At 34.0% G+C, this 21714-nt stretch carries 21 protein-coding genes; 7 read left to right on the forward strand and 14 right to left on the reverse strand.

All coding sequences use genetic code 11. The features are described from left to right. Nucleotides 1–348: 348 nt before the first annotated feature. From EUBIFOR_RS07705 to EUBIFOR_RS12980, 3 genes are all read left to right on the forward strand, one after another. A complete protein-coding gene (locus EUBIFOR_RS07705) occupies nt 349–939 on the forward strand; it encodes a transposase zinc-binding domain-containing protein (RefSeq protein ID WP_003865442.1) in 591 nt (196 codons plus the stop codon). Between the two features lie 319 nt (nt 940–1258). Beyond that, a complete protein-coding gene (locus EUBIFOR_RS13560) occupies nt 1259–1432 on the forward strand; it encodes a transposase (RefSeq protein WP_003865443.1) in 174 nt (57 codons plus the stop codon). A gap of 234 nt (nt 1433–1666) precedes the next feature. Continuing rightward, nucleotides 1667–1831, forward strand: coding sequence for a hypothetical protein (locus tag EUBIFOR_RS12980; RefSeq protein WP_003865444.1), 165 nt, complete (start codon nt 1667–1669; stop codon nt 1829–1831). Between the two features lie 192 nt (nt 1832–2023). Here EUBIFOR_RS12980 and guaA read toward each other — a convergent pair whose 3' ends face one another. From guaA to pyrE, 14 genes are all read right to left on the reverse strand, one after another. Then, nucleotides 2024–3571 (reverse strand): glutamine-hydrolyzing GMP synthase, encoded by a 1548-nt coding sequence (guaA, locus tag EUBIFOR_RS07710; protein ID WP_003865445.1) that lies wholly within the window; start codon nt 3569–3571, stop codon nt 2024–2026. 47 nt (nt 3572–3618) lie between these two features. Then, nucleotides 3619–5118, reverse strand: coding sequence for an HAD-IA family hydrolase (locus EUBIFOR_RS12475; RefSeq protein ID WP_003865446.1), 1500 nt, complete (start codon nt 5116–5118; stop codon nt 3619–3621). Nucleotide 5119: 1 nt separating this feature from the next. Next, nucleotides 5120–6241 (reverse strand): Mbeg1-like protein, encoded by a 1122-nt coding sequence (locus tag EUBIFOR_RS07720; protein ID WP_003865447.1) that lies wholly within the window; start codon nt 6239–6241, stop codon nt 5120–5122. 52 nt (nt 6242–6293) lie between these two features. Beyond that, complete coding sequence (locus EUBIFOR_RS13265; protein ID WP_003865448.1) at nt 6294–7250, reverse strand: GNAT family N-acetyltransferase; 957 nt, start codon at nt 7248–7250, stop codon at nt 6294–6296. An 8-nt stretch (nt 7251–7258) separates the two neighbouring features. Continuing rightward, nucleotides 7259–8260 (reverse strand): tRNA (adenosine(37)-N6)-threonylcarbamoyltransferase complex transferase subunit TsaD, encoded by a 1002-nt coding sequence (gene tsaD / locus EUBIFOR_RS07730; protein ID WP_003865449.1) that lies wholly within the window; start codon nt 8258–8260, stop codon nt 7259–7261. Nucleotides 8261–8269: 9 nt separating this feature from the next. After that, entirely contained in the window at nt 8270–8704 is a 435-nt protein-coding gene (rimI, locus tag EUBIFOR_RS07735) for a ribosomal protein S18-alanine N-acetyltransferase (protein ID WP_003865450.1), read from the reverse strand. Continuing rightward, nucleotides 8701–9294: a tRNA (adenosine(37)-N6)-threonylcarbamoyltransferase complex dimerization subunit type 1 TsaB gene (gene tsaB, locus EUBIFOR_RS07740; protein ID WP_003865451.1), complete on the reverse strand. Its 594-nt coding sequence runs from the start codon at nt 9292–9294 to the stop codon at nt 8701–8703. The genes rimI and tsaB overlap by 4 nt, the downstream gene beginning before the upstream one ends. Continuing rightward, a complete protein-coding gene (tsaE, locus tag EUBIFOR_RS07745; RefSeq protein WP_040466346.1) occupies nt 9287–9739 on the reverse strand; it encodes a tRNA (adenosine(37)-N6)-threonylcarbamoyltransferase complex ATPase subunit type 1 TsaE in 453 nt (150 codons plus the stop codon). Before tsaE ends, tsaB begins: the two co-directional genes overlap by 8 nt. A 125-nt stretch (nt 9740–9864) precedes the next feature. Next, a complete protein-coding gene (locus EUBIFOR_RS07750) occupies nt 9865–11577 on the reverse strand; it encodes an RNA-binding domain-containing protein (RefSeq protein ID WP_003865453.1) in 1713 nt (570 codons plus the stop codon). After that, entirely contained in the window at nt 11574–12935 is a 1362-nt protein-coding gene (locus EUBIFOR_RS07755; RefSeq protein WP_003865454.1) for a replication-associated recombination protein A, read from the reverse strand. The genes EUBIFOR_RS07750 and EUBIFOR_RS07755 overlap by 4 nt, the downstream gene beginning before the upstream one ends. 56 nt (nt 12936–12991) lie before the next feature. Further along, entirely contained in the window at nt 12992–14344 is a 1353-nt protein-coding gene (locus EUBIFOR_RS07760) for an MATE family efflux transporter (protein ID WP_003865455.1), read from the reverse strand. A gap of 174 nt (nt 14345–14518) precedes the next feature. Continuing rightward, complete coding sequence (locus tag EUBIFOR_RS07765) at nt 14519–15085, reverse strand: cytidylate kinase-like family protein (protein WP_003865456.1); 567 nt, start codon at nt 15083–15085, stop codon at nt 14519–14521. A gap of 233 nt (nt 15086–15318) precedes the next feature. Then, nucleotides 15319–16695, reverse strand: coding sequence for an ATP-binding protein (locus EUBIFOR_RS07770; protein WP_040466347.1), 1377 nt, complete (start codon nt 16693–16695; stop codon nt 15319–15321). A 152-nt stretch (nt 16696–16847) separates the two neighbouring features. After that, on the reverse strand, nt 16848–17507 hold the full coding sequence (gene pyrE, locus EUBIFOR_RS07775) for an orotate phosphoribosyltransferase (protein WP_003865458.1): 660 nt from the start codon (nt 17505–17507) through the stop codon (nt 16848–16850). 112 nt (nt 17508–17619) lie between these two features. Between pyrE and EUBIFOR_RS07780 the strand changes: the two genes are divergently transcribed. From EUBIFOR_RS07780 to EUBIFOR_RS07795, 4 genes are all read left to right on the forward strand, one after another. Continuing rightward, nucleotides 17620–18042: a CBS domain-containing protein gene (locus tag EUBIFOR_RS07780; protein ID WP_003865459.1), complete on the forward strand. Its 423-nt coding sequence runs from the start codon at nt 17620–17622 to the stop codon at nt 18040–18042. Between the two features lie 146 nt (nt 18043–18188). Further along, complete coding sequence (locus tag EUBIFOR_RS07785; RefSeq protein WP_050755961.1) at nt 18189–19379, forward strand: hemolysin family protein; 1191 nt, start codon at nt 18189–18191, stop codon at nt 19377–19379. Beyond that, on the forward strand, nt 19348–19920 hold the full coding sequence (locus tag EUBIFOR_RS07790; RefSeq protein WP_003865462.1) for a xanthine phosphoribosyltransferase: 573 nt from the start codon (nt 19348–19350) through the stop codon (nt 19918–19920). The genes EUBIFOR_RS07785 and EUBIFOR_RS07790 overlap by 32 nt, the downstream gene beginning before the upstream one ends. 34 nt (nt 19921–19954) lie before the next feature. Then, complete coding sequence (locus EUBIFOR_RS07795) at nt 19955–21703, forward strand: DUF885 family protein (protein ID WP_040466348.1); 1749 nt, start codon at nt 19955–19957, stop codon at nt 21701–21703. Nucleotides 21704–21714: the final 11 nt, after the last annotated feature.

The following is a 21714-nucleotide window of genomic DNA, read 5'->3' on the forward strand; positions in this document are numbered from 1 at the left end:
CTTGAAGGCCTTATGAAGCATGCAGTTATACAGTTCAAGATCCTTTTTAATGATGGATTCAGCTTCTGGTTCTAAATCTTTATAATAGATTCTTTGTGACATTGAAAACACCTTCATAAGACAAGTCCTCCTGTTCTATCTGACTCTATTATACTCTATTCACAACAGATTTAACAGATAGATTTGAGACTTTCTAAATTATTTTATTTTTATTATTATATCACTAATGTGTATATGTGATATTTATCGATATTCTCACATGTTCACATTAAATTCACATTGGACATATTCAAATCCTTATCATTTACCTAGTTTGTTTACATCTCTATTTAATTCTATACTTCATTTATGGACACTATTTATCATTCAAACATTCCAATTGAAACTCTATCACTTTTAAATTGTGATGTTAGAAACTTCAATTTTATTCATCCCATCAAGAACATTTTTTTCGACAATATTGAATATATCCGAAAATTAGATGCTTCCGGTAAGGCTCGTCCATGCATTTTAGACAATGTAGAACGTTCTCTTCTTTGCCACACATATTATCTTGGCTTTGATCAGTTTGAATGTCCCGATTGTGACAACTGGAATGTCATCCCTCATTCCTGTCATTCTAGATTTTGTAATGCATGTGGTGTTAAATATGCCAAACAGCTTGCAGCCAAGGCCACTTCTTTTTGTCTTGACTGCCCTCATAGACACATTGTATTTACTATTCCTGAAGAACTTAGAAACTGGTTCAGACAGGATCGTTCTAGACTCAATCTTTTGTTTGTTGCTTCCAGAAACACAATTTCTATTCTTACCAATAAATCTCTTGCCGATAAACTTAAAAAGAAAAAGCTTTCTGATACTCACTATATATTCAAAGATATTCCTATTCGTAATGAATTTGGTATGATTGCCACTATACATACTTTTACAAGACCTTAAACAAAATCCACACATCCATTGCCTTATCCCTGAATTGATCTATTCCTTAAAAAAGACAAAATCAAAACTTTTCATCATTTCAATTTCACGAAGCTTAGAAATACTTTTCAGTTTGAACTAATTCGACTCATCCAGGAAGCTGGTGGATTAAAGAAACCTGAAGAAAAGAACAGACTCTATAAAGATCATCCTAAAGGATTCTATGTCTATGCCAAGTTCAAATCCAATGACAACGATTCTAACGATACTTCGGCTAATAAAAATAGTAAAGATATTCAAGGCTGCGTAAACTACTTTATTCGCTATGCAGCCAGACCCCATGGCTGAAAATAGAATCACAGAATACAATAAAGAATCAAATACTGTCAGCTGGTTCTACAATGATCACAAGGATGAAAAAAGATATGATGTCACAGATAACGCAATCAACTTTATAAACCACCTTATTATACATATTCCAGACTACCATTTCTTAACCACTCGATATTATTGATTCTATGCTAATGCATCTTTAGAAAACTCTAGATAAAGTACATGCACTTCTTAAAATCTTAAAGAATAAGGATTATTCTCGTGAAACAAGAACCAAAACTCTTAAAAACAAACTCAATAAATTTAGATACCGCACACACTTGATTGATTCTTTTAACCTAAGACCCAATCCAATGTAAATGTGGATCTATAATGCAGTATACCTATACCTATAATCCTTTAGAAAACTCAAAGAATGACAGAACATACAGAAAAAGATGTATTGATGAAATGTACAAAATGCGGTTACGAAGAAGAAGTACCTAGATGGTTAATCAACGAATTATTTCCAAATGAACCTGAAAAAAACTATATGATGCACTGCCCTGAATGTGATCATAAGATGATTGTAAAAAAATGATTCAACAATTAAAGACAAATACAAAATGCAGGCTATTTTCAATAGTCCTTTTTGTCGTTTCTGATAATTCATATCTTGTGATATTTTAGTGCTATTTCACATATCGTATTTCTCTGTTCCGAAACCAAAATCTTAATATATTTAAAAAAAGCTAGAATATGCTTTATATAAAGCGATTCTAGCATTTATTCTTTATTCGAACTCGATTGTTCCAGGAGGCTTACTAGTAAGGTCATACATTACACGGTTAACCCCACGAACCTCATTGATAATACGAGACATAACTTTATTTAATACTTCATATGGAATCTGAGCAGATTCAGCAGTCATAAAGTCAATTGTATTAACGGCACGTAAAGCGATGGCATAATCATATGTTCTTTCATCACCCATAACACCTACGGAACGCATATTTGTCAATGCTGCAAAGTATTGACCGATTGAACGATCCAATCCAGCATTTGCGATTTCTTCACGATAGATGGCATCTGCATCTTGTACGATTTTTACTTTTTCTTCAGTTACTTCACCAATGATACGAATTCCTAAACCAGGTCCTGGGAATGGTTGTCTGAATACTAAGTATTCAGGAATACCTAATTCTAAACCAGCTTTACGAACTTCATCCTTGAACAAGTCACGCAATGGTTCAATAATTTCTTTGAAATCTACATGATCAGGAAGTCCACCAACGTTGTGGTGAGATTTAATTACAGCAGATTCTCCACCTAAACCACTCTCAACAACATCTGGATAAATTGTTCCCTGAACTAAGAAATCAACTTTTCCAATTTTCTTAGCTTCTTCTTCGAATACACGAATGAATTCTTCACCAATGATCTTACGTTTTGCTTCTGGCTCTTCAACACCCTTTAGCTTTTCATAATATCTTTGTTGCGCATTTACACGAATGAAGTTTAATTCATATGGACCTTCTGGACCAAATACAGCCTCTACTTCATCCCCTTCATTTTTACGAAGTAAACCATGATCAACAAATACACATGTCAATTGGTTACCGATTGCTTTTGATAATAATACAGCTGCAACAGAAGAGTCTACTCCACCACTAAGGGCACATAAAACTTTTCCATCTCCAACCTTTTCACGAATAGCCTTAATTTGTTCTTCAACAAAGTTATCCATTCTCCAATCACCACTGCATCCACAAACACCACGAACAAAGTTATATAACATTTTTGACCCTTCTTGTGTATGTAATACTTCTGGATGGAACTGAATAGCATATAATCCTTTTTCTGCATTTTCACTTGATGCGCAAGGACAGTTATCTGTATGAGACGTAATTTCAAATCCAGGTGCTACCTGTGAAATATAGTCAAAGTGTGACATCCAACAAATTGTTTTTTCAGATACACCCTCAAAGATTTTAGAAGAAGTCTTATCCACAAGAACCTCTGTCTTACCATATTCACGGTGATCTGCTTTTTCTACTTTTCCACCCAATACATGCATCATCAATTGTGCGCCATAGCAAAGTCCAAGAACTGGGATACCCAATTCAAATAATTCCTTTGAATATGTAGGTGAATCTGCCTCATAACAACTATTTGGTCCTCCAGTTAAGATAATTCCTTTTGGATTCATAGCTTTGATTTTTTCTAAATCTGTTTTATATGAATAAATTTCACAATATACATTGCACTCACGAACACGACGTGCAACCAACTGATTATATTGTCCTCCAAAATCAAGAACAATGACTAATTCTTTTTTCATTACGTCCTCCTATTAATTTCTCAACAATATTATAAAGTAGCAACCAATTATTTACAACGCTTTAAATAATCAATTACCCCATTTAAATCCGTACAAGATTCTTGGATATACTCCTTCATTTCGTCATCTGGCGCAATCTGATCTTGAATAAAAATGGAATGCATCTTCGCATTGGCAGCTGCCATAATTCCATGCTTACTATCCTCTAACACTAAACAATTTTCTGGTTCCATTCCTAATCTTTTTGCTGCAGCCAAGAAAACATCTGGAGCCGGCTTTGATTTATATCCCTCTTTAGAAGATACAATCACATTTGGACTTAACACAAAACCTGCATGCGACAAGAACTTTTTAATAGCTTGCGGATGCGAACTTGAGGCAACCGCATAAGGAATCTTATTCTCTTCAATATACTCAATTAAATTCTGTAATCCAACCATATTGGCACTACCAGGCTCTTTAAAATATGTAAAGAAATAATCCACACGCTCTTCCTGAATTTCTTCCATAACTCTTGTCACACCTGGATACATCATTTCAAACTCTGCAACCTTTCTTGAATCACAACCAATTAAAGGTTCTGGAAAATAGTCTGGACAAGAAACGCCTAATTCTTTAGCCTTCTCTTTAAACTCATCCTTAAACATCTTTTCCGTATTAAACATCAAACCATCCATATCAAAGATAACCGCTTTAATTTGTGGCTTTCTAAAATATTCAATCAAACACTGCGTACCCAAATCACTCATGCCACGATCCATTAGATCCACATATTCTTTAATGACCCGATTTACACCATACAAAGGAAAATGTGCCTCTTGTACTGCAATTTTTAAATCCTTCACAAAATGCTTCACATAAAAACCAGGCGCATAATCATTCTCTAACATCTTCTTACCTTGGAATTCCAATTGTTTAGATCCAGCAGCCCCATTGCGCAAGAAGCGATATACAAAAGATTCATCCACATCTTTACATTTCAAATACGACATGGCCTCACAAATACCTTGTAACGTATTCGCAATCATGATTTGGTTCGCCATCTTGACATGTTGTCCACAACTCGCCTTGCCACAATACTCAATTTGTGTTCCAAACGCTTCAAAGATTTCTTTATTTGTTTCAAAATCCTCTTTGTCTGCACCAACCAAAACAGTTAGAGTACCATTTTTAGCTCCCGTATCTCCACCAGTCACTGGCGCATCCAATACGTGAACACCAAGCTCTTTTCCTTTTATATACAATTCTTTGGCAAGCTTTGGACTTGAAGTTGTAAAATCAATACAAGTTTTACCTTTTTCAATACAACTAAAAATCACATCATATACTTCTTTAACATCACTAGGAAAACCGACCATTGTACAAATCACATCTACATGTGCCGTTAAATCTTCAATCGAATCTTCTAAAATGGCACCTGCATTTTTAGCTTGTTCTACCCTTTCTGGATGTCTTGCGTACACATGCACTTCATAACCCTTATTCAACAAATGAATAACCATTGGCTGACCCATAATGCCAGCACCAATCCAACCTATTTTTCTCATTTTACTTTCTTCCTTTCACTAATATTGGAGCGGATTGCACCGCAATAAATTTCACAACTTCAAACATAAACTTAATTTCTTCTGCATTCAATTGACGAATCTCCTTAATTCCAGACAATGCCTGTTTAAATGAAAATTCAGTTAAATCCGCAATCGTATAAATTTCCATACGATCAAATAATTCTCCAATCAAATGACAATAACGCTCTTTTTCTTCCAGTGGACGATCCATTAATAACTTATTTACATATTCCAATAAATCATCACTCTCTTTTGTGAGTGCATCACAATAATTAAAGTCTTTTACATCCACACTCCACATAAGCGTATCATGCTGAACTAGACCAGAACCTTGGGCATCCATGACTTTCGTTTGTTCTCTATGATCTAAAACACGACCCACAATGCTATCCTTAGGAATATAGTTTGTGATCTTAGATACATCCTCATCACCTTGCCAAAAACCATCCGCAAAGCCAGGCCCATCAAAACTTTTCACACTTTCAATATATCCCTGTAGTTTTGGATTTTTTAAATAGGCATACATCGCTAGATTTCCACCCTTTGAATGCCCCGTCAAATACATCTTTGGATAGACTTTTTTCTTTTTTAATCCAAACAAATAACTCGTTTCAGGAATATCCGCAATGGTTTTCTTAACATAATCCTTCGCCAGGATTTGACAAGGAAGATCCTTGCTATAGGTCATCATTAAATTTTCTTTCCAGCCCGTAATACTACCATCTGTACCACTAAAAGAAATAACGAAAGATCCATCTGGCAACACAAGTGTTACCACACTAAATTGAATCACATCTTCATCGCTATAGACTTTTTTATAGTTCTTTAACTTTATATTCCCATAACGAATCGTATCTTGCAACGCATCAATCAAATGTGGAAGATTCATTGAAAATGTATACTTACTCTTTAATTCCTCTTCACTATATAAAGAAAGATATTTACGACATGCTTCTTCTAAAGAAACCTCGTCCTTTTCCACAATGCCATCCCAATCCACATAAGATAAATCGGCACATACTAACATATCCACCTCATTAAAGGGACGAATAGAAAAGTCGATATCTCTTCTTAAATGTACATAATTTAATAAGTTTTCCATAGTCAACCTCACTACATCGATTTTACAATATACAAAAGGATTAGCCAAATGACTAACCCAATTTTTTTGATAATTTTACATAATGATCTGCATTTGAAAGAATGTCAGAAACCTGAGATTCTGAAGTCTTTTTAATGATTTTAGCCGGTACTCCAACCACAACACTCCTTTGTGGAATCACCATATTTTCAGGTACAACACAACCAGCACCAATTATACTATGGCTTCCAATACAAGCTCCATTTAATATAATAGCGCCCATACCAATAAGCACCTCATCCTCAATCGTACAACCATGCACAATGGCCCCATGACCAATCGTAACACGATTACCAATTTTTAATGGATAACCACAATCCGTATGCAAAACACACTGATCTTGAATATTGCTTTCTTGCCCAATTTCAATCGTTTCTTCTTCACTACGAATCACGGCATTATACCAAACACTTGAACCTTCACCAATTGAAACATTACCTAAGATGGTTGCATTACTTGCACAAGAAAAATCCTTTTTAACCTCATTTAGTCTCTTACAAAGCCAAACTACACCATGCCACACATCAAATTTTATACCACAAGAAGGTAATGCCCCATACATAGTAAAGCCATGTTTTTTATGAAAGGCAATACTTTCTTCATTCGAATCCGTAATGCATGAAATGATCCAACGCATGTTTAGCTTTCTACAATCCGCTTCAAGCTGATCTAACATTTTTGAAGGTAAACCATAATGTTTTCCTTCTTTAAAATAAATAGTAAGTTCTACACAATACTTATACGCCTCTTTAGAAAAAGCCGGGTGCACATAGCCATAGCCAATTAGAACATCCTCATTAAGTGCGACATAAAATGGATTTGTCTTTGAAATTTCCATCATATGTTCTTTAAATACATCAAAAGAATCTGACACAACATCAAAAATTGCAACGCTTGTCTTTACATAATGTACATAGATTGGATATATACTTTCTAAATCTTTTTCTTGAAGTAAACGTAGCTCTTGCATAAAACCTCCTATTGGATTTCTAGACTTGAATCGGCAGTTAAACTTGCATTCCCTCTTCTTCCAGAAAGATAGGCGATGGTTCCTGCAACACCAATCATACTCGCATTGTCTGTACAACAATACATTGGAGGCACGGTAAATTCAACTTCTGGATATTCATTTCTTAATTCTTCTACTTTTTCACGAAGTCTTGAGTTGGCACTTACTCCACCACCTACAACGAAATGGCGAATATCTTTATGATCATCTAATACGGCTCTTACACGAGAGAAGATTTCATCCAATGCACATTCTTGGAATGAACAAGCTAAATCTGCCATATCAAATGTCTTGCCTTGTCTTTCCATACGCTTCGTAAATTGTAGAACACTACTCTTCAATCCAGAAAAACTAAAGTCATAACGACCCTGTGTTTTCGGTTTAGCAAGTTCATATACTGGCTTTCCTTCTTTTGCCAATTTATCAATTTTAGGACCACCAGGATATCCAAGGCCCAACACACGAGCCACCTTATCAAAGGCTTCTCCAATCGCATCATCCTGTGTTTCTCCTAAGATTTCAAAGCTTGTTTCATCCTTCATATAAACAAGTTCTGTATTTCCACCAGAAACAACTAATGCCAATACAGGATATTTCATATCCACCACTAATTCATTGGCATAAATATGTCCTGCCAAGTGATGTACAGGAACTAATGGTTTATGGTAGGCAAAAGCCAAAGTCTTGGCAGCTTGCACCCCAACGTGTAAACATCCAATTAAGCCTGGACCTTGCGTAACAGCAACCGCATCCACATCTTCCATAGTGATATTGGCATCTTTTAATGCTTTTTCAATACAATACGAAATATTTTCTACATGAATACGACTTGCCACTTCAGGTACGACCCCACCAAATTCTGTATGCACATCAATTTGGCTTGCGACTACACTGGATAATACTTCCTTTTTATCTTTGACAACCGCAACGGCTGTTTCATCACAACTACTTTCAATTCCGATAATAATCATATAATCCTCCTACAATGCCAATGTCATCACAATGGCATCTTCTCCATCTGGATAATAACTTTTAGATACATTGACTTGAATAAAGCCCATTTTTTGATACAAATTCAAGGCTGCCTCGTTACTAGCACGAACCTCTAATGTCATATATTCACAAGCCACTTCTCGAGCTCGATCAAACAAATACATCATCAATTCTTTACCATATCCTCTTTTTCTTAAGTTTGGATCAACTCCAATACGAGCAAGCTGCGCCATTTCAAAGGTTTCCCATAAAAAGGCGTATCCAACAATGGTATCTTCATCTAGTAAAATCCAACCATGAGAAAAAGGATTCTCATTCAATTCATATAAACAATCTTTTTCTAGCCAAGGCTGTTTAAAACAAGCTTGTTCAAGTTCTAAAACACGAACAAGATCCGTGTCTTTCATTTCTTTAAAAATCATGCTTTATAAGCATCACTTTCTTTTAAATATTGAGGAACTAAGGCATGTACATTTTCAATTGTACGACTTGGTACCTCCATAAAATTCTTCAAGAAATCACAACTTGCAGCTTCTTGATTCACTAAATATCCATCTCCATACAATGTTCCAGGATGTTCATTTAAGAAATTTTCCAATTGATCGACTTCTAAAATTTGTGTTTTTCCAACCACAACACCCTTTTCTAAGTGTGCTACATACGCTCTTTTACTACGCGCATCCAAAATAACATTGGCACTTTCATCCATGCCCGCAAACAACTGCATTGTACTAATACACTTTAATGTTTTATGCATTTGTGTACAGAATACTTTCGCAATTGTCATCGCAATACGAATGCCTGTATAAGATCCAGGACCATCTGTAATGATCACTTCATCTACGTCTTTATAGTCTAAGCCTGTCTTTTCAAACAATTGATTTAATTCCACAAAAATCGTTTCACTTTGTTTCTTGAATGCTTCAATAGATACACCATCAATCAATGTTCCATCTTTATATAAACCTAACACCAATGCTTTATAAGCACTATCCATACATAAACTAATCATGATATGCCTCCACAATACTTTTTGATACAGGACCCGTATATTCTAATGTCACTGTACGATTTTCATCGATACCTTCTTCAAAAGAAATTTTGATATGATCTTGTGGCAATTGATCTTCAATAAATTCAGACCATTCTACTACAGTAATCCCTTCATCAAAACAATCTTCAAAACCTAAGTCCTGACATTTTCCTTCTAAACGATACGCATCAATATGATGGAAAGGGACTCCACCTTCTTGTTTATAATCCTTTAAGATTGTAAAAGTTGGTGAATTGATCACATTCTTTACACCCAACGCTTTCCCAAAGCTTTTTGTCCAAGTTGTTTTACCTGCACCCAAATCTCCATCTAATGTAATGACTAATTGTTTGTTTCTACAAAGATCTGCCATTTTAGTGGCAAATTCCTGTGTTTCTTGTAAACTATGAATTTCTATTTTCATGTAATCCTCCAAGTTTTGTTTGTATCTCATAGAGTGGTTTCCACTTTTTTTGAGTGGTTTCCACTTTTTTTGAGTGGTTTCCACTTTTTTTGAGTGGTTTCCACTTTTTTTGAGTGGTTTCCACTTTAACACTCCTTTATTTCATAAAATACACTATTCTTAATTCTAGTTTTTTTCAACAGATTTTTATCAAATAATCTTTTTAGAGCTTTATTAGCTCCTGATATGGATGAAATATTAGTCACCTTTATAACATCTTTAGATGTAATTTTCTTATTATTCTTTAAATATTCTAATATTTCTCTATCTGTTTTATTCAAATCTTCATCTGATTCCAAAGATGAAATCAAAGATACTCCATACTTTTCATTTATGCTATAAGTTGTCCATCTACCATTTTGGTTTACTACCAACATTTCTTTTTTTACTAAATCAGATAAATATTTACCGACTTCAACAACATGTGTGTTAAGCAATAATTGTATTTTCTCATTTGTAATTTCTTTATCCATATAAGTAATGCTTAAAATCATTTGTTCTTCTGCGTTTAACAAGAAATAATCCTCTTTAAATATTTGCGATAAATATTCTGTTATCTCTTGAGGCAATAAACTTATCATATGTAAATGCAATTCAACACATGATAAGTTTTCATTTTCTAAAAGTTCTGGTTTTCTCCAATTTTCGGCTTTCCACGTCTTTAAAATCATAGGGAATCCAGAACCAATATTCTCACCATATCCAATCATCCTCAGCATTGTTTGTATTTTAGGATTTCTCGCAACTGAATTTCCACCTTCATAAATTTCTTCAATAGATATTTTTAATCTACCTGGATTAGAAAAAATAAATTCATTATCTTTTTTAATTATCTTTAAAATTCCAGCTTGATGATAATCACAGTGAATAATACTATTCATCATTGCTTCTCGTATAGAGGCATGTACTTCTGTATCATCTTTCCGTTGAAAACCTTCCAAAACAAAAGGTCGTTTTAAATCAGACACTAACTTAGGTAATACTATCTTAATAAAATTGTAAATGTTATTTTCCCATGTTCCATCATATGTCAAACGATCTGACCATCTTCTGTCTCCAATCAAATTTGTCATATCTAAAAAATCAAAGCGAAAATTCTCTAATCTTTCCCGTATAGAGAGACCTTTCCCAAACATCAATAATCCCGCTAACGTCAATCCTTCTTCTTTTGTCCCTCTGTTTACAGCATATCCGCCAAGACTTCTCAAAAAGTTTTTATTATCCAATGAATTCCATACATGATTTGGATTATGTACCTCAAATGCATTCCTATACATCTGCAAAGTATCTCCATCAATATCTTCCATTGTATAGCTTGATAACAAGGTGCCATCGTTCCCTTCATCGCTAGCATCTCGAAAGAATGATTTTATCTCACTTTCTGTACAATGATAATCTCCTTCATAATTTCTTTTATATGTTCCTTTCATAGGATTTCCGTTTATATAAACTGGTCTATGCTTGTAATCGGCACGAGGCACATGAATTATGACAACACTTTTGCCATCAATACATTCTTTACGAACATCTTTTTCCAACAAAATATTTGAACTTACTTTATCGCTAGAAATTGTATCCCAAAAATCTTTTATTATTTTTTCAGGACAATCTACTCCAACAATCTCAAAATGATTGTTTTTGGATTCATCAACCCCTAGATAAATAGTTCCACCATTTGTGTTTGCAAAAGAAGAATATGTTTCCCATACAGATTTTGGTAAAGAATTTGACGCTTTTTTACATTCTACTTCTATACTCTCACCATATTGTAATTCATTCATTAGCTCATGTGGTTTCACGGTTTTCCTCCTTTAGGATTTTGCTTCATCATACGATTTCTATGCACCATTGCCTTGATTTGTTTAATCTGCGCAAGACGATTTCGCACCTTCACTTCAGATCCCTGATCACTTGGTACATAATATTCTTTACCAACTAGAGCATCTGGAAGACACTGCATATCTGTCATGTGATATTCATAATCATGTGAATACTCATATCCTTTATTATAACCTAAATCTTTCATTAGCTTTGTCGGCGCATTACGAATGTGTAAAGGCACTGGCTGATCTAATGTTTTTAGTGCATCACTTTTCGCATTATTATAAGCCACTTCTAAAGCGTTTGATTTTGGAGCCAAAGCCAAATATACAGCTGCATGCGTTAAGTGCACATTGCATTCTGGAACACCTAAATAGTGACATGCCTGATAGGCTGCCACACAGATTTCTAAGGCTCTGGAATCTGCCATACCAATATCTTCACTAGCCATACGAACGAATCTTCTTGCGATATATAAAGGGTCTTCTCCAGCCTCTAACATACGCGCTAACCAATATACAGCAGCCTGTACATCGGAGTTTCGTACACTTTTATGTAGAGCCGAAATAATATTATAGTGTTCCTCCCCTTTTTTATCATACAATAACGACCTTTTTTGAAGGCACTGCTTCAAAATATCCTGTGAAACATGAATACCATCCAATTCACTTGGACTATTATAAACAACCATCTCTAATGTATTTAAACAAAAGCGGGCATCTCCACCAGAAAATGCGGCAATCGCCTCAATGTCTTCATCCGTAATATGTATTTTTAAATTGCCTAATCCTTTTGAGCTGGAAATAGCACGAATAATCAAATCTTTTAAGTCATCCGTATTTAGACTGTTTAACACAAACACTCTACACCTAGATAAAAGGGCAGAATTAATCTCAAAACTAGGATTTTCTGTTGTAGCACCAATTAGAATGATACTTCCCTTTTCCACATAGGGTAAAAATGCATCTTGTTGCGCCTTATTAAAACGATGGATTTCATCTACGAATAGTATTGTTTTTTGTCCCAAGGCCCTACGCGTATCGGCCTGTTTCATAACTTCCTTGATTTCTTTAATGCCACTAGTAACAGCTGAGAAATCCACAAAATAACTCTTTGTCTGATGTGCAATAATACGTGCTAATGTCGTTTTTCCTACTCCAGGTGGACCCCAGAAAATCATCGATGTCACTTGATCATGTTCAATCATTTGCCACAAAAGATTTCCCTTGGCAACAAGCTGTTTTTGTCCCACATATTCATCCAATGTTTCCGGACGCATACGATCGGCTAAAGGCCTTGTATCTTCTTGTATTGAAAATAGAGAATCTTGTTCCATATGTTTCCTCCATATGTACTTTATTATACACCACACAAAAGAAAAAGTGTTTGACCTTAATCAAACACCATCTTCTTTTTCTCAATTCGTCTTAAAAATACCCATCCCACAACACAAGATAAAACTTCCGTAATCACAAATGCATACCAAATCAAAGATACATCCCTATCATATTGAATGACAAGTTTTGAAAATCCCCAAGCCAAAGGTAAAATCAAAATGACTTGTCTAAGCAAGGATACAATCAAGGATTCCATACCTCCATTCAAAGCTTGATACACACCTTGAAATGCGATATTTACACCCGCAAACAAAAAGCTAATGGATATGATTCGAACAGCACTGATGAAATATATTCTGGATTGTCCTGCATTAAATAGTGTCGCAAAAAAGTTTGGGAACAGTTCTGTAATTAGAGTACCCAAGACCATTAATACGATAGTATAGATTAAGCCATATTTAATTCCATCTTTAACACGCTTCTTATTTTGCATACCATACGAAAAGGCAATAATAGGTGTAATCGCATCTCTTAAACCGAATGCCATAAATAAGACAAATTGTTGTACTTTATAGAATAGGCCATAGGCCGTTTGTGCAGATGCATCAAATTTTAGAATTAAGTTCATCGCATATACCATGAATGACATCAATGCCTGGGCAATTATGGCTGGAAGTCCAATGGAATAAATTTCTTTGATGATACGCTTATTTGGTTTCATATAAGTTATACCTTGATCAAATTCTTTATTTAAACGCATATGAAACACAACTAATAATAAAGCCGATAAAATTTGTCCAATAACTGTCGCATAAGCCGCTCCTTGTACACCTAAATTAAAGCCATAGATCAAGATAGGATCTAGAATCATATTGATTACGGCTCCTGCAACTTGTCCAATTGTAGAATATAAGGAGCGTCCTGTAGCTTGGAGCAGTTTTTCAAATATAGAAAAAAACACAACGCCAAAGGATAATAGGCAACAAATTCTTAGATAGTCCTCACTCATCGATAATACAAGTGAATCACTTGTTTGAGAGGATATATAGGCTTTAATGCCAAACAAACCGAATAATACACAAAGAACATAAATAACTGTAGCTAGAAACAAACCATTTCCGGCTACTTTAGAAGCTTTTTCACGATTTCTCTGTCCCAAAGTTCTTGCGAGTAAGGCGTTTACTCCAACACCTGTACCAATGGCTAAGGCCACCATCAACATCTGGATAGGGAAAACTAAGGTAAGTGCATTTAATGCGGCTTCACTTCCTTCTTTCATATTTCCTACAAAGGCACTGTCAACTATGTTATAGACAGCTTGCAGGGCCATAGATAAAATCATAGGCACACCCATTTGAAGCATCAACTTATTGACTGGCTCATTTTTCATTTTGTTGTTTTCTTCCATTCTTTTCCTCCTTAAAATACAAAAAAGTGCATTACCTACATAAGTTGGACTTACGCTTTTAAGCAACACACTTTACAAAAATATAAAAAAGTAGCAGAAAACTGGATTTACGCTGTTTCCGCTACTCGTTACGAAGTGATTATATTTTTATTTTTTTAATTTGTCAAAGTAAAATTACATGGCTTTTTCAATTAATTCTACACATTTATCAATACCCAAAACACCACTGTCTAAACACAATTGATAGTTTTTAGCATCCGCCCATTTACGATCTGTGTAATATTTATAGTAAGCAATACGACGTTTATCCTTATCTTTGATTCGTTTGTCTGGCGCAAATTCATTTTGTCCATAAACCGATACAACACGATTCTTTCGATATTCAAAGTCTGCATGAATAAATACATTCAATACGTCTTTACGATCACGAAGAATATAATCTGAGCATCTTCCTACAATGACACAATTTCCTTTATCGGCTAATTCACAAATTACATTTCTTTGTGCAATATATAATTCGTCCGATAAGTTATATCCATAATTATTCCAAATAAAACCAAATGTACTTGTGCTTGATGCATCTTCCCCATTTTCTTCAATATACTCTTTCGCAAAACCACTTTCTTGAGCAATTTGTTGCACAATTTCATAATCGTAATAAGCATAGCCTAGTTTTTCAGCTAATTTCTTGGCAATGGTTCTTCCGCCACTACCAAATTCACGTGTAATTGTAATTATCATAAGATACCTCCTAATATACAAAAATCGAGCCTTCTACAACTGGATTTATATCCCGCAAGAAGACTCGTTGTTGTAGACATTTTACCAAAATTATTAAGTTTTTGTAAGTAATGGTACAGCATTTTTCATACACCATCACCTCGCTTTTTTATACTGCACTATCTACTTATATTTTAATTCAGAACAAGTGAAAAGTAACGTAAAACATGAAAAAAGAATAGAATTTTTCGACCCTATTCTAAATCATCACTCAACGCTGCACATATCATATATGGTGGAATACAAATTATATTATCTTTCCTTGCAAAATTTTTTGGATGAACAATATATGGTGTTGCGATTTTCTTACCAAATAATTCTTTAAATTTATCTAAAGACGTAGCTGAATAATTCTTTGAAGATTTTACTTCGATTGGAAATACTTTTAGATTTGTTTTACTCTCATTTGATAATAAGAAATCAATTTCAATATCATTTCTATGCTTCTCCTTATTATACTTTGTATAAAAATAAAGCTTTTTCCCCATAGATGTAATCATTTGCGCAATCATATTCTCATACAACATACCTTTATTTAATGATAATTTATCATTCATGATTTGTTGATACAATCTTGAAGAACTCAACTCATTTTCACTAAATGCCAAACTCACTAATAATCCTGTATCGCCCATGTAGCATTTCACATAAGAATCGTCTTTATTTAACGCAAATCCTACATTTGGATCTGTACACCTGTAACATAAATTACAAATCATAGAATCATCTAGCCAAAATAAAGGCTCATCATACCTGTCAAAACTACGATTAGATTCTCCCAGTTCAGATAAAACAACCTTTTTTTCATGTGTAGATAAATATCCTGGGATATTCTCAAACAAAGCTGACACTCTTGAATTGTATCTTTTAGCGGCTTTCTTGATATCATCACGATAGAGTTCAAGAATATCTCTTTTTTCCACATCCGCCGCATAAAAATCTTTATTTCCGTTCTTATAAGCTTTTAATGCCTGTGGCATTCCCCCAACCAGCAAATATTCTTTAAATAAATACATAACCTTCGCATGCATTTTTTCATCTAAAGGCTTTTTCTTATCCCAACAATTTTTAATATATTCAAATAATAATTCCTCACCCATATAGATCATGAACTCTTCAAAATCTACAGGGTACATACGAATCTTTCTTTCCTCGGATGGCAATGTAATATTTTCAACATTTTCTTTAATCGAAATCAAAGAACCCGTTTCTAAATAATCATACCGTCCATCTTCAACCAAATATTTAATGGCTTGTCTAGCTTGAGGAAATCTTTGTATTTCATCAAATATAATCAACGATTCTCTTTTAAATAATCGAACATTCATTTCTAAAGAAATAATTTGAAAAAAAGTATCTAAATCGTTTAAATTATCAAACGCTTTAATAATCGTATTTGAAGCCTTGTTGAAATCAATTAAAACATAAGATTTGTATTCGTTTCGACCAAACTCTTCTGCCACTGTAGATTTTCCAATACGCCTAGCCCCTTCAATCAACAATGCTTTGGATCCATTTGTTTCCTGTTTCCATTTCAAAAGTTTAGAATAAATCTTTCTTTTTATTTCCATCGCGATATCTCCTTTATATAAAACATTATACACCATACATACCGCAGTGCGCAAAGTATTTTAGTACGAAATATACCGTAGTGCGCAAAGTATTTTAGTAAGAAATATACCGCAATGCGCAAAGTATATAAAAAGAATAGAATCTTTCGACCCTATTCCTTAGCTCCATATTCTTCATAATATGCATCAATTCTTGATTTTAATTCAGGATCTAATTTATCTCCTAAATATTCAATCACTTCTGGCATTGATACAATAGCAGCTGTTGGGAAACCATATAATTCACTCACTTCTGTTAATGCTGTTTTTTCACCTTTTCCCTTTTCGTTACGATTTAAAGAAACCATCAATCCAACGATTTCAACATTTGCTGCACCACGAACCTTTGGTACTGTTTCTTCCATTGATTTTCCAGATGTCGTAACATCTTCAATCATAACGACACGATCACCATCTTGTAGTTTTGTTCCTAAGAAACTTCCCTTATCAGCTCCATGATCTTTTTCTTCTTTACGATCTGAACAATAACGAACTTCCATTCCATATAAATGATCTAATGCGATTGTCGTCGCAACAGCCAATGGAATTCCCTTATATGCAGGTCCGAATAATACATCGAAGTCTTTACCATATTGATTAACGATGGCCTTTGCGTAATATTCACCTAATCTTTTTAACTGGTTACCTGTAACATATCCACCCGCATTCATAAAGAATGGGGATTTACGTCCTGATTTTAGTGTAAAATCCCCAAATTTTAACACTTTAGATTCCAACATGAAATCAATAAACTCTTTTTTATATTGTTCCATTTTCTTGCCTCCACTTTTATAAAAATTCTATCATATTTCTGCACAATTTCCCATAATTGTATGATTTTTAAATGATAAATATTATGGTAGTATAAAGTTGAGGTGATAGACAATGCAGGAAAATGTATTCTTTTTTCTGAAGGCTAAAAATAGTGTTAAATATTTATATGATAATATCAGTGTAGAAGATGGACTCGCCCTCATGCGCAAGCACAAATATACGGCAATGCCCATTATTAATAAGGAAGGGGTTTATGTAGGAACCATTACAGAGGGGGATTTTCTTTGGTACTTATTAGACCATCCTTCGATTCATAAAGAAGATCTAGAACAAATGGAGATTCGTGAACTAATTCGTGGAGACTTTACGCCACCCGTTCAAATCGATGTTCCAGTCGATCAATTGTTCGCTCAATCTTTGAAACAAAACTTCGTACCCGTAGTCGATGATCGCCAAATTTTTATTGGCATTGTGACACGACAATCTATTATTCAATATTTAATGAATAATGCAGATAAATACATGCAACAATAAAACAGCCGGATTTATTCTGGTTGTTTTCTTTATCACATTGAAAAAAGCCTTTAAATTGTGTATGATAATGGGTATTAATGAAGGAGTGATAGTTTCATGAATCCGGATGATTCAGTCCCGTTACAGTATAGTTTAGGAGGGTTAATATGAACCTTCCCATCTTAATTTTATTTACATTTATTCTAAACATCTTGTTTTCAATGACAAGCAGCATCGTTTCTACAAATAAAGAAATCGAAGATGAATCTTATAAATATCAAGCTACATTAAAATGGTTATCTCTATGCATGGAAGTATTTGGCATTGTGATGAGTGTAATCTATTTACAGCCCATGATCCATACTCCATTACTTTATGTAGTCGTACTTCTATTGGTGTATGTATATATTTTATTGAGTGATTTATTACCAAGAAAATTTGCGAATGCTCATTCAGACAAGTTTGAAAAAACATTTATGTCTATTGCGAAAGGCATTCAATCCTTATTTACACCATTTACTTTCTTCTTGCGTTTTGAAGTAGAAAAAGAACAAGAAGATTATTCTGAAGAAGATATTTATGAAGTTATCAACGGTGGTGGTGTTGAACCAAGTCAAAAGGAGTTTATTGAAAACTTATTTGAATTTGATGATACACCCGTTGAAGAAATTTGCACACATCGAAGTGAAGTTGTTTGTCTATATTTAAATGATGATAAAGAAACATGGAAAAAGACCATTCTAGAAAATCGTCACACATTATACCCTGTATGTGATGAGGATAATGATGATGTCGTAGGTATTCTAGATACACGTGATTATTTCCGTTTAGATTCGATTGAACAAGATAACGTCATCAATAAAGCGATGGATCAGCCTTTCTTTATTTCACAAAATATGAAGGCCGATGTTTTATTGAAGGAAATGAAAATCAAAAAAGTATACTTTGCGGTTTTACTTGATGAATACGGAGGAATGACCGGTATCGTGACTTTGCATGATATTATTGAAACCCTTCTTGGTGAAATCCAAGAAGATGATGATATTGAAGAGCCAGATCCAATCCAACAAATTGATTCTGATCAATTTAGAATCTATGGTCAAGCTGACATTGAAGATGTTGAAAAAGCTTTAGGCATTTCATTAGAAGATGAGGATTGTGACACGTTTGGTGGATACATCCTAAATCATTATGGACAAATTCCTGATGAAGGTTCACATTTTAAAGTCAGTCTAGACTTGATGGATGTATATGTTAAGGAAGTAAAGAATCATCGTATCGGACAAACTATTGTACAAATAAAACGAAAAGAGGAAGGAAACCAACATGAAAGCACTGAAAAACGCAATCGAGACTAGAGGACATTTTATTAATGATGAAGTATTAAAGGTAGATGCTTTTTTAAATCACCAAATTGATTGTTCTTTAGTAGATGAAATGGGAAATGAATTTTATGAACACTTTAAAAACAAAGGCATCACAAAAGTAGTAACCATTGAATCTAGTGGTATTGCCCCAGCCTATGCGACAGCCATCCGTTTGAATGTGCCATTGATTTTCATCAAGAAAACACAACCAAGCACAATGATTGATCCTGCTTTTGCGGAAGTCTTCTCTTTCACAAAGAATAAGACATATCCAATTTGTATTGAAAAAGAATACTTAAAAAAAGGCGATAAAGTATTATTTATTGATGACTTCTTGGCAAATGGTGAAGCATTCAAGGGAACAGAAAACTTAATTGCGCAGGCACAAGCTGAAATTGTTGGTGTTGGCATGGTGATTGAAAAAGCTTTCCAAAAAGGACATGCGTATATTACTGAAAAGGGATATGACCTTTTGGCATTGGCATCTATTGCAGGTGTTAAGAATAAGAAAATTACATGGGCTGATGAATAATCAGTCCATTTTTTTAAAAATTCGGGGGATTCTAATGAAAAATACATTCAAAAAACTATTTATTAGCTTTACCGTATTATCACTCACTGCATGTGGTTCAACTACAATGCAAGACAATACGTTTGCAGCTAAAGAAAACAAAGACTTCACAAAATACACAAACCAATTGGTAGTTGAATATGCCGAAAACGACTATACAACGATGCACCAATTCTTCGAACATCCAGAAGACTATGGTATTGATATTAATAATGTAGATGTAAGTCTTGGTGAATTTTATACAGACAATACTGAAGAAATCAAAGAAGATCAAAAAGAATTAAACAAGTTTAATCGCAGTACTTTAGACAAGACGCAACAAACCATTTATGATGAATTAAAGTATGAGAATGAATTGAGTTTAAAAGCAGAGAACAAGAAATTTCAATATTTAAACAATTGTTGGAGCACAATGAGTGGACTTCACCAAAGTTTGATTTCTGTTTTTTCTGAATACATTTTACGAAGTGAAAAAGATATTCAAGATTTGATTACACTCATCAACGATGTGCCTCGCTATACAAATGATGTATTGGAATATACAAAAAAACAAGCAGATAAGAATACGTTACAGTTTGACTATGATTCTGTTATTCAAGATATTCAAGATGTCATCAATAATAAAGAGAATAGTTCAATCACAAGTGCATTATATAATGCGATTGACTCTTTAAATCTAGATGAAGAAAAAACAACATCTTATAAAGCACAAGTCAAAGATGCTATGGATATAAGTTTCTTCCCTAGTTATCAGGCTATGTTAGATACATTAACTTCACTACAATCCAAAGTACAACCTTTACAAGGGTTATCCAACTATAAAAATGGTAAGAAATATTATGAAGTATTAGTTGAAAATGCGACAAGTTCTACCGATTCTATTTCAACCATCAAAAAGAATACACAATCCGCAATCAATTCGGCCATTACTAAATTCCAAAAACTATATAAAGCCAATCCAATGATTGCGTATGAACTCGATTCTGTTTCAACAGATTTTACAGATGTAAATCAAATTCTAGAAAGCCTTCAAAAGAACTATAAAAAGGATTTTCCAAAAGTAAAAACCATGAAATATGATTTAAAGGCACTACCAGAAGATCAATCTGTCAGTGGAATTGTTGCCTACTTTATTACACCCGCCTTGGATTATTCACAAAACTATCAAATGCGCTACAACAAACGTGATTATGGCGACGATCCATCTAGCTTAACACTTTATCAAACGTTGGCTCATGAAGGTATTGCCGGACATATGTACCAGGCTCAATATAATAAAGAACATTTAAAATACCCCATCCAATTCTTCTACAACAATCTAGGCATGTCAGAAGGATGGGCTACTTATATGGAAAGCATGTCTTTACATTATTTAGATAATAATGAAGACTTATTAGAAGCCTATAATTTGAATAACATTCTTACCAATCTATACATTGTCTTAATGGACATCAGCATTCATTATGATGGTATGTCACTCAATGATTTTAAGAATGAATATGGCGATATGTTTAGTTCAGAAGGATTAGAAAGTATTTACAATCAATTGGCAGACAATCCAACTGTATTCTTATCTTACTATTACGGATATCTTCAAATTGTGGATTTAAAGAGTACAGCCAAATCTAGATTAAGATCTAAATTTGACAATGTAGACTTCCATAATGCCCTACTACAATATGGTGAAGTCAACTTCAATATTGTCAAACAAAGCGTAAATGAATACATCAACAAAAACAGATAAAACCTAAAAAG

Source organism: Holdemanella biformis DSM 3989, assembly GCF_000156655.1.
Taxonomy (GTDB): domain Bacteria; phylum Bacillota_I; class Bacilli_A; order Erysipelotrichales; family Erysipelotrichaceae; genus Holdemanella; species Holdemanella biformis.